Consider the following 13856-nt stretch of genomic DNA (forward strand, 5'->3'; position numbering starts at 1 on the left):
TGAGCGGGTTGAAGAAAAGCTGAAGTTTGCCGTGACCGCAAACGGCTAGAGCCTATGGCAGCTTGACGGATAGAACGAATCGAGGCAACGGCTCAAAAGGCTTGAGGGTTTGATGGCTTAACCCCATGGAACTATGGCGCTGACCGAATCAGCTACACTGCCGTCAGGCTTAGAATTGAACTATTCGCAACCGTAGTTTCTCGTCCCACGCTATGGCCTCTTCTGTCGTTTTGCCGGTTCCTACCTTCTTTGATGCTAGCCGCGTTGGGGAAGTGTGGCCGGTGCCCTACCAACAGCGGGCGGTCGACGCCCAGTCCTGGGCGGCTAGCCACGGCATTGCCCCTGCCGCTGAGGATGGCCGCCGTCTCTGCCTGCTGTTGATCGATGTGCAAAACACCTTCTGCATTCCGGGCTTTGAGCTGTTTGTGGGGGGGCGATCGGGGCGCGGCGCGGTGGATGACAACCACCGTCTAACGGAGTTTATCTACCGCAACCTGGGCAGCATTACCGCCATCACCGCCACCCTCGACACCCACCAGGCCATGCAGGTGTTTCACCCCGCCTTTTGGGTCGATGCCGAGGGCCATAACCCGCCGCCGATGACGCTGATTCACTACGACGATGTGGTGCAGGGCAAGTGGCGGGTGAATCCCTCCGTAGCCGCAAATCTCAGCTTTCCTCGGGATCTGCAAGAATACGCCCTGCACTACACCAAAACCCTGGACGATCGCGGCAAATATCCCCTTACCATCTGGCCCTACCACTCAATGCTGGGGGGCATTGGCCACGCCCTGGTGTCGGCCATTGAGGAAGCCTGCTTTGTGCACACCATCGCCCGCCAGAGCCAGACCCGCTTTGAGCTTAAGGGCAGCAATCCGCTGACCGAAAACTATTCGGTGCTGAGCCCGGAGGTGATGGAGGATGGCCAAGGTGGGGCGATCGCCCAGAAAAACACCCCCTTAATTCAAACCCTGCTAGAGTACGATGCCGTCGTCGTGGCAGGCCAGGCCAAGAGCCACTGCGTCGCCTGGACGGTGGCCGATCTGCTGAGCGATATTCAGGCCACCGATCCGACCCTGGCCCGCAAGGTCTACCTGCTCGACGACTGCACCTCCCCCGTCGTTGTCCCTGGCGTGGTTGACTTTACCGACCAGGCGGAGGCGACCTATCAACGCTTTGCTGAGGCGGGTATGCACCGAGTCGAGTCGACCACCCCCATAACCGCATGGCCAGGGTTAGACGGTTCTAGCCTGTAGTCAAAACGGTGAGGGTATTCCACATATCTACTGAGCAATGGCCAGCCGCTGTACCTCTGAGCAACAGCGGCTAGGCTGGCCGTTAAGAGGCCACCGCTTCCAGTGAGGCCAGCGGATCGGCAATGGTAGCAGTGGGAGCTTCAAACTCGCCGGTGGCGACGTATTCAAACCGCAGTTTGACCCAGGTAATAAACTGCTTGCTGGTCGATACCAGGGCTACGGCGGGTTGGGGGCACTGTGCCTTAACCGCAGCTAGCTCTGGCGCATCCAAAAAAGCAGGCGATTTTACCAGCCAAAAATTGACCTCTTGCTCCTGCTCTTGGTAGTGGCGGCGACGCTCCTTGAGCACTTCTTCGAGGGGCTCTTCTTCGAGCAAAAATTTTTGGCTGGCAACGGCGTAATAGTAGGTGGTCATAACGGGATCTCCTGTTGAGTAGGGGTGGGTGGATAGGGAGTTTTAAGGGCTTAGTGTTGAGTTTTGACGTTATTTATTGACCATCTGCTCAAAGTTCCATATCCAAAATTCAGAACTCAAAATTTTCCGCCATCACCCTCCCTAAACGATCAGCGCCTTCATCTCGCGCACGGCGCGCTCTAGGCCCACCAGCACAGCCCGGCTAATGATACTGTGGCCGATGTTGAGCTCTTCCATGCCGGGGATGCGGGCGACTGGGGTAGTGTTCCAGTAGGTGAGACCGTGGCCCGCGTTGACCCGCAGGCCGAGGGTCAGGGCTTTGGCGGTGCCCTCGGTGAGAATGTCGAGCTGGCGAAGGATCTCGTCTTCGGCCTTGGCCTCGGCATAGGGGCCAGTGTGCAGCTCAATGAACTGCGCCCCCGACTGGGCTGAAGCGGCAATCTGGTCGGCGGTGGCGTCAATAAACAGACTGACGGGAATACCAGCTCCCTGGAGGGTGCCGACCACGGCAGACATGCGATCAATCTGACCGGCTACGTCGAGGCCGCCTTCGGTGGTCACCTCTTCGCGCCGCTCGGGCACTAGGGTGACGTAGTCGGGTTTGATATCGAGGGCGATCGCCACCATTTCGTCTGTAGCGGCCATCTCTAGGTTGAGGTGGGTGCGTACGGTTTGCCGCAGCAGGCGCACGTCGCGATCTTGCATGTGGCGACGGTCTTCGCGCAGGTGCACGGTGATGCCGTCGGCCCCGGCTAGCTCAGCCAGCACCGCCGCCCCTACCGGGTCGGGCTCGACGGTGCGACGGGCCTGGCGCACCGTGGCAATGTGGTCAATGTTGACTCCCAGGGTAGGCAAGCGATCGCTCCCAAGCGGCTACAAACTCTACAGTTTATGATCCTACCCTATCGTTCACCCTCCGGCTATTTAGCTGCCTAAGGGTGGTGGTGATAGTTGCATACCCTGGCGTAGCTACTGGCAATTGTCACGACGTTATCGTCACGACCTTAAGGGCGCGCTAGCCCGAGCCATGGTCAGCAGTTTTTCGGCCACGGCATCTTCTACAGGCATGACTGAGAGGCGATTGCCCCGACGCACGACCCACAGTTCCTCGGGGGTAAAGGCGGCACGCAGATCATCTAGGGTGACGCAGGCCTGGAACGTTTCTACGTAGCCGACCGTGACCGTGTGCCAGCGTGGTTTGTCGGTCGGAGATTTGGGGTCGTAGTATTTGCTGGCGCTGTCAAACTGGGTGGGGTCAACCACGTTGGTTTCAACAATTTCCATCAGCCCGACGATGCCCGGCGGCTTGGTGTTGGAGTGGTAGAAAAAGGCTTTGTCGCCCAGGGCCATGCTGGTGAGAAAGTTGCGGGCCTGGTAGTTGCGCACGCCGTCCCAGAGTTCGGTGCGATCGCGCTCTAGGTCGTCAATGCTGTACACATCGGGCTCAGATTTCATCAGCCAATAGGCCATTGCTAGCTACCTTTTTCACCCGTGATCGTTTCTAATAACGCAATTTGAACCACTTCAGCGGCCATCAGTGTAATCGTTCGCCCACCCCTAGGGTTATCTTTGAGCTTTAGCTGAATAGCCTCAGGGGGAAGCTCCCTTAACCGCTCAGCCCACTCGATCGCCACGATCCCGGCCGGAGTTTCGACGGCATCCCAATAGTTTTCTAACTCTAGGGAGTCTACCTGGGCTGGGTCTAGGCGATACAGATCCACATGGTAAAGGGGAATGCGCCCCTCCAGATACTCATTGATGAGTGTAAAGGTGGGGCTGCTGATCGGCTCAGCGATGCCCAGCCCTAGCCCCAGCCCCTGCACCAGGGTGGTCTTGCCGCTGCCCAGGTCGCCCGCCAGCAGCAGCACTGTCCCTGCTGGGCAGCCCTGCCCCAGCCGCTGCCCCAGCTCCTGAGTAGCCTGCGCGTCCACCAGATCGATTTCTATGCTTCTCAAGTTCGCCCCCATACCCATAGCTATCCTTTAACGCTGACTCCGCCGCCTTGTCCACTAACCCCGATCGCCTATCCATTATCAAAATGGCAGAATCCCTAGGTAAACTGTTTCTAACAACAGTCCCCATGCTTCAGGTTTTGTGATGACGGCCACCGTTCCCGCGCTCTCTGCCCAGTACGACCCCACCCAGACTGAGACCAAGTGGCAAACCCAGTGGGAAGAGAACCAGGTCTTTAAGGCCGACCCCGACCATCCCGGTCAGCCCTTCTGCGTGGTGATTCCGCCGCCGAATGTGACCGGCAGCCTGCACATGGGCCACGCCTTTGAGAACGCGCTGATCGACACCATTGTGCGCTATCAGCGGATGGCCGGGCGCAACACCCTGTGGCTGCCCGGCACCGACCACGCCAGCATTGCGGTGGCCACCATTCTCGATCGCCAGATGCAGGTCGAGGGCACCAGTAAAGAAGAACTGGGACGCGATCGCTACCTAGAGCGCGCCTGGGACTGGAAGGCCGAGTCGGGCGGCACCATCGTCAACCAGCTGCGCAAGCTGGGGGTCTCGGTAGACTGGAGCCGCGAGCGCTTCACCATGGATGAAGGCCTTTCCCACGCGGTGCTCACCGCCTTTACCCAGCTCTACGACGAGGGGCTGATCTACCGAGGCAACTACATGGTCAACTGGTGCCCCGCCAGCCAGTCGGCGGTGTCTGATCTAGAGGTCGAGCAGAAGGAAGTTGATGGCAATCTCTGGCACTTCCGCTACCCCTTTACCGATGGCTCGGGCTACCTGGAGGTGGCGACGACGCGCCCCGAGACCATGCTGGGCGACACGGCGGTAGCGGTCAACCCCAACGATGAGCGGTATCGCGATGTGGTCGGCAAAACTCTGCTGCTGCCGATCGTGAATCGGGAAATCCCCGTGATTGCTGACGACTACGTGGATGCTGAGTTTGGCACCGGCTGCGTCAAGGTCACCCCCGCCCACGACCCCAACGACTTTGCCATGGGCCAGCGCCACAACCTGCCCCTGATCACCGTCATGCACAAAGACGGCACCATGAATGAGAATGCGGGGCCGTTTGCGGGGCGCGATCGCTTCGACGCCCGCAAGGCCGTCGTTACCCGGCTCGATGTCGAAGGCTTTTTGGTCAAGGTCGAAGACTATCGCCATACGGTGCCCTACAGCGATCGCGGCAAGGTGCCGGTCGAGCCGCTGCTCTCGACCCAGTGGTTCGTCAACATTCGCCCCCTGGCAGACAAGGCGCTAGAGTATCTCGACAACCGCCACGAACCCAAGTTTGTGCCCGAGCGCTGGACGAAGGTCTACCGCGACTGGCTGGTCAACCTCAAAGACTGGTGCATCTCTCGCCAGCTCTGGTGGGGGCACCAGATCCCGGCCTGGTACGCGGTGAGCGAGACCGGCGGCGATATTACCGACGACACCCCCTTTGTGGTGGCCGCCACCGAGGCCGAAGCCAAGGCCAAGGCCACCGAGCGGTTTGGCGAATGGGTGACCCTAGCACGCGACCCCGACGTGCTCGACACCTGGTTTTCGTCGGGTCTGTGGCCCTTCTCCACCATGGGCTGGCCCGATGAGTCGGCCCAAGACTTCCAAACCTACTACCCCACCACCACCCTGGTCACGGGCTTCGACATCATCTTTTTTTGGGTGGCCCGCATGACCCTGATGGCGGGGCACTTTACCGACACCATGCCCTTTGAGACCGTCTACATCCACGGCCTGGTGCGCGACGAAAACAACAAAAAAATGTCGAAGTCGGCCAACAACGGCATCGACCCCCTGGTGCTGATCAACAAGTACGGCACCGACGCTCTGCGCTACGCCCTGATTCGCGAGGTTACCGGGGCGGGCCAAGACATTCGCCTAGAGTACGATCGCAAAACGGACGAGTCGGTCTCGGTCGAGGCCAGCCGCAACTTTACCAACAAGCTGTGGAACGCCTCTCGCTTTGTGATGATGAACCTGGGCGGACAGTCTCCTGCCGACCTGGGCGTGCCCGATCTAGACCACCTAGAGCTGGCCGATCGCTGGATTCTCTCGCGCTATAACCGGGTGGTGACCAGCGTGCGCGACCATCTCGACGCCTACGGCATGGGCGAAGCCGCCAAAGATATCTACGAGTTTACCTGGGGCGACTTCTGCGACTGGTACATCGAGCTGGTGAAACCCCGACTCCAGGGCGATGATCCGGCCTCGAAGCGGGTGGCCCAGCAGACCCTGGCCTTTGTGCTCGACGGCATTCTCAAGCTGCTGCACCCCTTCATGCCCCACATCACTGAAGAGGTGTGGCACACCCTCAGCCAGGTGGGCGACGACCAGTTTCTTGCCGTGCAGCCCTACCCCACCCCCTTTGCAGGCCTGGTGGATGACGGGTTAGAACAGCAGTTTAACCTGGTGTTTAACACCGTACGCACGGTGCGCAATCTGCGGGCCGAGGCGGGCATTAAGCCCGGCCTGCGCATTGAGACCATTCTCGAAAGTGAGAGCGATGACGAGCGCCACATTCTGCAAGCCACCGCCGACTACATCAAAGACCTGGGCAAGATCGACACCCTGGTGATTCTCGGTGGCCAGCAGCCGGTATCTACCGCCCACTCCAGCCCCCCCGCAGCCGAGGTGGATCTGGCGAACCCGCTGGCCCAGTTTAGCAACAACCCCGTGGTGGCCGAGGTGCAAGACTTTTGGCACACCATGCTGCCCCTGTTTGAAGAACCCCTGCATTACGCTGGGTCGTTCTTTGCCGACATTCGCCGCCCGGCTTATACGCTGCTGTGGATTTTAGCGGGGATAATTTTGCTGCGGTTCTCTGGGGCCGTTGTGGCGGCGGTGGATAGCACGCCCATCTTTGGCACCCTGATGGAGCTGGTGGGGCTGTGGGTGGTGTTTACCTTTGTCCGGCAGAATTTGCTGACGGGGCAAGACCGCGATCGCCTGGCCCAGACCTACCAAACCTGGCGGCGCAACATCTTTGGCTCCGACACGGCACCCCCCAGGGTCACCAAGCCCCGTTCTGTGGCTGTGGCTAGCGATGCCCCCGTCCCTGATCAACCCTCAGAGCCTGCCCAAAAGCTATTTGCTGGCGTCACCGGTACGGTACAGGTGCTGATTCCCCTCACTGGGGTGGTCGATGTGGATGCGTTGAAAGCCAAGGTGGAGAAAGACCTGGCCAAGGTGGAAGGCGAAATCAAGTCGCTCTCCGGTCGCCTCAGCAACTCCGGCTTTGTCGATAAAGCCCCCGCTGAAGTGGTGCAGGGGGCGCGCGATGCCCTGGCGGAGGCGGAGGCCCAGGCGGCGATCCTGAAGTCGCGGCTGGCAATGCTGTAAGGCTACTGCGGCTACGGGGACTCTGCAATCTACTGAGGCTGGCCAGGGCCGTTTGCAGCGCCAGTCTAGCGTCTTCATTGCTGAGGGCTGTGCTCGATGGCGAATCTCTGCCCTAAAGACCGACGATCTGGCCGACTTCCTTAACCAGATCTAGCCGCCTTCAGACCAGCCCTACAGCTAGATCGCAGGCGGCTTTAGCTGAATAATGGATTGATGCTCTCCCTGTGTCGGTGAAATGTCTTCTTCTAGACCCATTGCCCTAGCTGCTGTGACGGCCCTGGTCAGCCTGCTACCCCTGGGGGCGATCGCCCAAACCCTGCCCCTGGCCGACCACCTCACCTCCCTCACCTCAGCCGAGGGGCAAACCCTGCTGCGCGACAGCGAAGCCCTATCCGACTATGTGCCGCTGACCAGTCAGTTTGTCACCCAGGTCAACCAGGCCTTTTGTGGGGTGGCCAGCCTGGTGATGGTACTCAACGCCCTCGGCATTCCAGCACCGCTGGCCCCAGAGTGGGATCAGGCCTACTTCACCCAGGAGACTATCTTCAACGACGCCACCGAAGCCATCATTGGCCGAGATACGATTGCTCGCCAGGGCCTCACCCTGGCGGAGCTGGCGGGCATTCTCGAAACTTACCCGGTACAGGCCGAGATCTACCACGGTAGCGATGTGACTCTGGAGGAGTTTCGCGATCTGATTCGCGCCAATCTAGAGACCCCCGGCAACTATGTACTGATCAACTACCTGCGGCGGGCGATCGGTCAGGAGCGAGGTGGGCACATTTCGCCCCTGGGGGCCTACGATGCCGACACCGACCAGTTTTTGATCTTAGACGTGTCGCGCTACAAGTACCCGCCCGTGTGGGTCAAGGCCGAAACCCTGTGGGAGTCGATCAATACCGTAGATTCGGTGTCGGGCAAAACGCGGGGCTTTTTGCTGGTAGGGGCGCGGTAGAGGAGGAGGATCTAGCCAGCTCAAGCTTCTAAGGCACAGCTCATGACTCGGACGAAGAGCGATTGGTGTAACCTCAACTCATCGAGCGACCCATCGCAGTACTGAAACCCGCAGATAGGCTGCCAGGGCAAGTGGCCCACAGGAGCACTGAGATCATAGGTCACCTGCCCAGCTTCCCAGGAAGATGACGGTGCCTCCCAGGGGCGACGCCAGCCCACTTTGTCTAAAAAACACTCAAAAACGGCTTGGTCGTAGATGCCATCCGGAGATCCTCCACAGTCTTCGTAGATTTTTCGCTGGGTGCTAAACCCAAACTTGCCCTGGCTGGCCTTTAGCCAAAGGTCGTCAATTTGCCGCAGAGTCCGGCAAGAAAAGTCACTGAGATCTCGGAGGCTGGTGGGCCATCCCGGAGTGCTAGGGTGAGTAGCACGGAGCATGAGCGCTGAGGTTTCTAAGTCGGCTTCCTGCCAGCGTTTGGCGTTGAGCAACTCTTCGAGGTAGTCACCACTTAGATCGGTTGGCGATCCCGATCCCGCAGAATCTGCCGCGTAGGGATCAGAGCCTGGTGTCGACCAGTTGGGGCTGAGTATCCATCCTCCCGAGGTATTCCACCACGGTGGCTGTCGTCGCTGCCAGAGTTGGTGTAGACCCACCGTAGTCAGCATCCCCGTGCTGCCCATAGCTGCCCACTGCAAAAACTGCTTACGGGTAACGAGCCTCGCTAGAGGGGTGCCGCGCTGACCAGATGCCATCGAAAAAGGACGTCTCAACCGGGATGGCTCTGTAGATTTAAAGTACTGATCTAAGCCATCCATCAAGCGGCCCATGTCTTTGTGGAAGTCGGGGTCGGGCCGGGCCTCGCGGTAGTTGCGGTAGGCCAGATCGTGCAGGCCTTCGGGTAGCTCATCGGGGCGGGGCATGGCAGCCCGGCTGACGAGTAGAGGCACCACCAACACGGCTTCTCGTCTCAGGGCTTCTTCGATCTCTACCCGCACCCAGTCGGCGGGGTTGTCGAGGCGGCGGTGCCCTTGACTATCGGTGGCAGTCAGCCAGCTAGGGCCGATAACGGCCAAGACGACTGAGCATTGGTTGAGAGTGCGGTTGAGGTAATCGCGAAAGTCTACGCCAGGAGGAATGTCATCGACGTCTTTAAATACCGATGCTTTACCGAAATGGGCCACAAGGCGATCGTAGATGCGCCCAGCATCGGCATGGCTGTCGCTGCGGCGGTAGGAGATAAAGATAGAAGGCATCCCTGGGGGTCGGGTCAGGTTGACTCCCTCTATTAAAGGCCAGATCTGTGATTCCTGAGAGGCTGGGTCGGCAATGGGGCGATCGCCACTTTTCTAGCAAGCCTAAATTTTGGGTGCTTCCTGATGGCTAAGGTTTTTAGTCAGAAAACTTGGCGGAGTATTGCACAGTGAGTCTAGTGGTTGGGTAGAGCGGCCAGCGATCGCGCCACATTCCCGTGCTTTTCCACCACTACCGGCAGATCTAGCGTCAGCAGCCCCTCGGGGTTGAGCACCTCTCGACCGTGAATAAAGCTGTAGTCAACGCGGTCAACCATGCAGAAGATCAGCGCCGCTACCGGGTCGTAGGCGGTGCCGGTCAGAGCGAGGCGATCGAGATTCACGGTAATAAAATCTGCCGCCATGCCGGGGGCCAGATGGCCAATATCGGTGCGGCCCAGCACCCGCGCACCACCCCGAGTGGCAATTTCTAGAGCCTCGCGGGCGGTCAGCGCGGCCGGGTCTTCTTCCCGCACGCGGGCCATGAGAAAGGCCTGGCGGGCCTCGGCCAGCAGGTGGCTGCCGTCGTTAGAGGCCGAGCCATCTACCCCCAGCCCCACGGGCACATGGTGATCGAGCAGTTGGCGAATCGGGGCCATGCCGCTGGCCAGACGCATGTTGCTACAGGGGCAGTGGGCCACCCCGGTACCGGTCTGGCCAAAGCTGTGGATGGCTTTGTCGTCGAGCTTGACGCAGTGGGCGTGCCACACGTCTTCGCCCAGCCAGCCCACGGAGGCGGCATAGTCGCCGGGGGTGAGGCCAAAGGTGTTGAGGCTGTAGGTGACGTCGGAGTTGTTTTCGGCCAGGTGGGTGTGCAGGCGCACGCCAGGGTAGCTGCGGGCCAGGGCGGCGGATTCTCGCATCAGATCCGTAGACACGCTAAAGGGTGAGCAGGGGGCCAGGGTAATGCGCACCAGGGCGTAGGGATCGTTGTTGTGGTACTGCTCGATCAGCCGCTGGGAATCTTTGAGAATGTCGGCTTCGGCTTCGACAATCGAGTCGGGGGGCAGACCGCCCTTGCTCTCGCCCACGCTCATGCTGCCTCGGCTGGCGTGGAACCGCAGCCCGGTCTGGGCCACTGCCTCAATTTCATCATCTAGGGTGCAGCCGTTGGGAAAGAGGTAGAGGTGGTCGCTGGCGGTGGTGCAGCCCGAGTAGATCAGCTCGGCGGCGGCTACCTGGGCGCTGAGGCGAATGGCCTCGGGGGTGAGCTTTTGCCACAGGGGGTAGAGGGCGCTGAGCCAGTTAAACAGTGATGAATTTTGTGCCCCTGGCACGACGCGGGTCAGGGTTTGAAAGAAGTGGTGGTGGGTGTTGACTAGGCCGGGCAGCACGAGGTGGCGATCGCCCAAATCGAGCACCCGATCTGCCGTCTGGGGCAGCTCTGCCGTGGTGCCCACCTGCTCAATCACATGGTCGCGCACAAAGATTGCCCCCGAGCGAATCTCTCGTCGCTGGTCATCCATGGTGATCAGGGTGTGGATGTTTTTGACCAGGAGGGTTGGCACAGTCGGTAGCCCCGCAACACTAGAGATTGAGTGGACTATAGCAGAATGGCACCGGGCAGAATAGCACTGGCATCGGGCTGTGGGGCAGTTAAAATTCCCCATTGCCCTACCACTCCAGCAGGGTGGCGATCTGCTGGGCCAGGGTGAGGGGGTTAAAGGGTTTGGTGATTAGCCCCGCTAGGTTGAGGGTGGCAAAGCGATCGCGATCGCGGGCCAGCACCTTAGAGGTCAGCACAATCACCGGTATGGTCTGGGTGGCTGAGATGGCTTGCAGCTGCTCAAATAGCTCAAAGCCATCCATATCGGGCATCGAAATATCTAGCAAAATCGCGTCGATCGCCCCCTGTTTGGCCAATTCCAGCGCCTTGCTGCCCGAGGCCGCCTCCAGGGTCTGCCAGCCTCCTAGTTCCTCCAGCGCCGTCTGCACAATGGTGCGAATGTCGGCCTCGTCATCGACGATCAAAATTTGCTTAGTCATGGTCAGCCTCTGGCGCTAGGGGCAGCGCCACGTAGAACGTACTGCCCTGGCCCACCCTACTCTCGACCCAAATACGGCCATGGTGCTGCTGCACAATGCGCTTGCAGATCGCCAGCCCCAGCCCGGTGCCTCCCCGATGGCGTGAGTCAGAGGCATCTACCTGCTGGAACTGCTCAAAGATAGTCTCTAGTTTGTCGGCAGGAATGCCGCGACCATGATCGCGGACTGTGAACAGCAGTGAGCGGTCAGGTGCTGAAGACTCTAACCGCTCAGTGCTGGCTTTTAGCCAAATCGTTCCACCCGAGGCCGAAAACTTGATCGCATTACTCAACAGATTGGTTAGCATCTGAATGATCGCGTCGGGGGCGACCCAGCTGTTGGCGGTTAGGGGGGTCAGGGCGATGGTGATGCCAGAGCGATCGGCCAGGGGCTGAACGCTGTCGATCGCCTGGTAGAGCAGGGTTGCCACCTGGCAAACTTCTTTCTCTAGCTGTACTTTGCCCGACTCTAGGCGCTCAAAGCTGAGAATGTCATCGACCAGGCGCACCAGGCGATCGCTGTTGTTGATGGCAATATCGAGCATGTGCTGGGCTTTTTCGGGCCGGTCTTGGTAGACCCCGGCCCCCAGCAGGGCCAGCGCCCCCTGGATGGAGGTGATCGGGGTGCGTAACTCGTGGCTGACTACGGAGATAAATTCGTCTTTCATTTGGTCAACGGCGAGGCGATCGCGCATATCCTGCACATGACCCACGGAGTACAACGGCTGGCCCTCAATGTCGTAGATCGGGGCGGCACTGATAATTACCGGAATCGCTTCGCCCTGCTTAGTGAGGTAGCGTTTTTCGATCTGGTAGGTGGCCGTCTTGCCGTCTATCATGCGCTGAAACCCGGCCCAGTCGTCGGCCCAGTCGTCGGGGTGGGTAATGTCTTTAAATCTCATCCCCATCAGCTCGGTCTCGCTGTAGCCCAGCAGGGCGCAGTAGTAGGTGTTGGCCTGCACAAACTGTCCCTGGGTATCTACCAGGGAAATGCCGTAGGGAGCCTCGTCAAAGGCGCTGCGAAACCGGGCCTCGCTCTGGCGCAGGGCCGCTTCGGTGAGTTTGCGATCGGTAATATTTTCTACCGTGCCTACCACGCGCACCACTTCTCCCGCTTCGTTGAGCAGCGGAAAGGCCTTGGAACGCAGCCAGCGCAGTTCGCCAGCGGGGGTGAGGTAGCGGTACTCCTGGTCAAAGGTTTCGCCCTGGCGCTCGCGTTCGAGGGCGGCCACAATGCGATCGCGATCGTCGGGGTGAATGTGGGCCAGCCAGTGGGCTTCGCTGTCGGGGCCATAGTCGGGGTCAATGCCCCGAATCTCCCAGTAGGCGGGGTTGACGTAGGCGTAGTGGGTGGTCTCGACATCGTAGACAAAGAAGCCTTCTTTGACGGCCTCTGCCAGCTGACGAAAGCGGGTTTCGCTCTCCTGCAGGGCGGCTTCGACCTGCAGGCGCTGGGCCTCGCTGTGCTTGCGTTCGCTAATGTCAATCACCACCCCGTGCCAGATGATGGCCCCGGTCTCGCTGCGGGTGGGCTGGGCGTGGTCTTGCACCCACTTAACCTGGCCCGAGGGCGTGATAATTCGCCATTGGTAAGAAAAGGGCTTGAGGGTTTGCATGCTCTCTAGGGCGGCGGCCTCGTACCCGGCCACATCCTCCGGGTGAAACATGTCAAAAATCACGCGGCCATTTTCTAACACAGCCTGGGCCGTGACTTCGTTGATGGTCTCTACCGCCGAGCTGATGTACTCAAACCACAGATGGCCGTCGGGCTCCTGCACCAGGGTGTAGATCTTTCCCGGTGAGAGCTGGCTGTACTGCTCTAGCCATTGCTCGGTTTTGCGCAGGCTGGCCTCGGTCTGCTTGAGGGCGGTGGCCCGGTGCTGGTCTGCGGTGATATCGCGCAGCACCGCAATCACGCAGGCTTGCCCCTCTAGGGTTTGCACCTCCGCCGAGAGCAAGCCGGTTTTGATGGCCCCGGTTTTGGTGCGCAGCTGCACCTTCAGATTGCGCACCTGGCCCTGACGGTGCAGCAGCTGTAGATACGACCTGCGGGCGGTGGGGTCTTGCCACAGATTGAGGTCTAGGCTGGTGCGGCCAATGAGTTCGGCGCGGCTGTAGCCCACCAAATCTACCAGTCTGTCGTTGACCTCTAGCAGTCGACCTGCGGCCAGGGTGACGATCGCCATCGGGTCGGGGCTGGTGCGAAAGATGATGGCAAACTTGGCCTCTGCTTCTCCCAGGGCGCGCCCAAACGGCAGCCGCTGGAGGAGCAGTACCTGGGCGATCGCCCCTCCCAGCGTTAGCAGCGCCAGCCGCCGCATCGGGCGGGTACCGCTGTACCCATCTGGTGACGCCAGACCGCCCACCAAGACCACCGTGCTGGCGATCGCCAGCACCAGCGGCACCGCCAGTAGCCAGTATGCTCCACTCATCCCTGGGCGAGAGTGTTTAGGTAGGGGAGTGGGCATAGGCATCAGCCCCAGAAAATGAGGTCAAGGCAAAAGGGCGCAGTGCCATGATCGCATCTACGGCGTAGCGCTGGGTCGTCAGGGTGTCGGCCAAAACCTCACTGGTGGGCAGATCGTCCTCTAGCAAAAGTATGTTCATCGAAGC

Annotated in this window: 12 protein-coding genes; 3 read left to right on the forward strand and 9 right to left on the reverse strand. The window is 60.1% G+C overall.

Annotated features, from left to right (window positions below):
- The first annotated feature begins 212 nt into the window (after positions 1–212).
- On the forward strand, positions 213–1256 hold the full coding sequence (locus AC0QKW_RS24000) for a cysteine hydrolase family protein (RefSeq protein ID WP_473153630.1): 1044 nt from the start codon (positions 213–215) through the stop codon (positions 1254–1256).
- 82 nt (positions 1257–1338) lie between these two features.
- On the opposite strand, the gene AC0QKW_RS24005 is transcribed toward AC0QKW_RS24000, so the two are convergent.
- From AC0QKW_RS24005 to tsaE, 4 genes are all read right to left on the reverse strand, one after another.
- Positions 1339–1671, reverse strand: coding sequence for an MgPME-cyclase complex family protein (locus AC0QKW_RS24005; protein ID WP_473153631.1), 333 nt, complete (start codon positions 1669–1671; stop codon positions 1339–1341).
- Positions 1672–1812: 141 nt separating this feature from the next.
- Positions 1813–2526, reverse strand: a complete 714-nt coding sequence (locus tag AC0QKW_RS24010) for a pyridoxine 5'-phosphate synthase (RefSeq protein ID WP_473153632.1) — start codon at positions 2524–2526, stop codon at positions 1813–1815.
- 141 nt (positions 2527–2667) lie between these two features.
- Positions 2668–3141, reverse strand: a complete 474-nt coding sequence (locus AC0QKW_RS24015) for an EVE domain-containing protein (protein ID WP_473153633.1) — start codon at positions 3139–3141, stop codon at positions 2668–2670.
- 2 nt (positions 3142–3143) lie between these two features.
- Complete coding sequence (tsaE, locus tag AC0QKW_RS24020; protein ID WP_473153665.1) at positions 3144–3617, reverse strand: tRNA (adenosine(37)-N6)-threonylcarbamoyltransferase complex ATPase subunit type 1 TsaE; 474 nt, start codon at positions 3615–3617, stop codon at positions 3144–3146.
- A gap of 151 nt (positions 3618–3768) precedes the next feature.
- On the opposite strand from tsaE, the gene AC0QKW_RS24025 reads away from it, so the two are divergent.
- Both AC0QKW_RS24025 and AC0QKW_RS24030 read left to right on the forward strand, forming a co-directional pair.
- Complete coding sequence (locus tag AC0QKW_RS24025) at positions 3769–6975, forward strand: valine--tRNA ligase (RefSeq protein WP_473153634.1); 3207 nt, start codon at positions 3769–3771, stop codon at positions 6973–6975.
- A 235-nt stretch (positions 6976–7210) separates the two neighbouring features.
- On the forward strand, positions 7211–7930 hold the full coding sequence (locus AC0QKW_RS24030) for a phytochelatin synthase family protein (RefSeq protein ID WP_473153635.1): 720 nt from the start codon (positions 7211–7213) through the stop codon (positions 7928–7930).
- Positions 7931–7950: 20 nt separating this feature from the next.
- Here AC0QKW_RS24030 and AC0QKW_RS24035 read toward each other — a convergent pair whose 3' ends face one another.
- The 5 genes from AC0QKW_RS24035 to AC0QKW_RS24055 all read right to left on the reverse strand — a co-directional run bounded on the left by AC0QKW_RS24035 (position 7951) and on the right by AC0QKW_RS24055 (position 13850).
- Complete coding sequence (locus AC0QKW_RS24035; RefSeq protein ID WP_473153636.1) at positions 7951–9183, reverse strand: GUN4 domain-containing protein; 1233 nt, start codon at positions 9181–9183, stop codon at positions 7951–7953.
- Positions 9184–9356: 173 nt separating this feature from the next.
- Complete coding sequence (locus tag AC0QKW_RS24040; protein ID WP_473153637.1) at positions 9357–10727, reverse strand: 8-oxoguanine deaminase; 1371 nt, start codon at positions 10725–10727, stop codon at positions 9357–9359.
- Between the two features lie 106 nt (positions 10728–10833).
- A complete protein-coding gene (locus AC0QKW_RS24045) occupies positions 10834–11205 on the reverse strand; it encodes a response regulator (RefSeq protein WP_473153638.1) in 372 nt (123 codons plus the stop codon).
- Complete coding sequence (locus AC0QKW_RS24050; RefSeq protein WP_473153639.1) at positions 11198–13675, reverse strand: PAS domain-containing sensor histidine kinase; 2478 nt, start codon at positions 13673–13675, stop codon at positions 11198–11200. The genes AC0QKW_RS24045 and AC0QKW_RS24050 overlap by 8 nt, the downstream gene beginning before the upstream one ends.
- Positions 13676–13691: 16 nt before the next feature.
- Entirely contained in the window at positions 13692–13850 is a 159-nt protein-coding gene (locus tag AC0QKW_RS24055) for a hypothetical protein (protein ID WP_473153640.1), read from the reverse strand.
- Positions 13851–13856: the final 6 nt, after the last annotated feature.

It is taken from the genome of Pseudanabaena sp. PCC 9330 (assembly GCF_055795045.1).

What these genes read in the sequence shown, in the direction of transcription:
- AC0QKW_RS24000 (WP_473153630.1), top strand. Translation starts at nt 213, where the DNA reads ATGGCCTCTTCTGTCGTTTTGCCGGTTCCTACCTTCTTTGATGCTAGC.
- AC0QKW_RS24055 (WP_473153640.1), bottom strand. Translation starts at nt 13,850, where the DNA reads ATGAACATACTTTTGCTAGAGGACGATCTGCCCACCAGTGAGGTTTTG.
- AC0QKW_RS24045 (WP_473153638.1), bottom strand. Translation starts at nt 11,205, where the DNA reads ATGACTAAGCAAATTTTGATCGTCGATGACGAGGCCGACATTCGCACC.
- AC0QKW_RS24005 (WP_473153631.1), bottom strand. Translation starts at nt 1,671, where the DNA reads ATGACCACCTACTATTACGCCGTTGCCAGCCAAAAATTTTTGCTCGAA.
- AC0QKW_RS24035 (WP_473153636.1), bottom strand. Translation starts at nt 9,183, where the DNA reads ATGCCTTCTATCTTTATCTCCTACCGCCGCAGCGACAGCCATGCCGAT.
- AC0QKW_RS24025 (WP_473153634.1), top strand. Translation starts at nt 3,769, where the DNA reads ATGACGGCCACCGTTCCCGCGCTCTCTGCCCAGTACGACCCCACCCAG.
- AC0QKW_RS24050 (WP_473153639.1), bottom strand. Translation starts at nt 13,675, where the DNA reads ATGAGTGGAGCATACTGGCTACTGGCGGTGCCGCTGGTGCTGGCGATC.
- AC0QKW_RS24015 (WP_473153633.1), bottom strand. Translation starts at nt 3,141, where the DNA reads ATGGCCTATTGGCTGATGAAATCTGAGCCCGATGTGTACAGCATTGAC.
- AC0QKW_RS24030 (WP_473153635.1), top strand. Translation starts at nt 7,211, where the DNA reads ATGTCTTCTTCTAGACCCATTGCCCTAGCTGCTGTGACGGCCCTGGTC.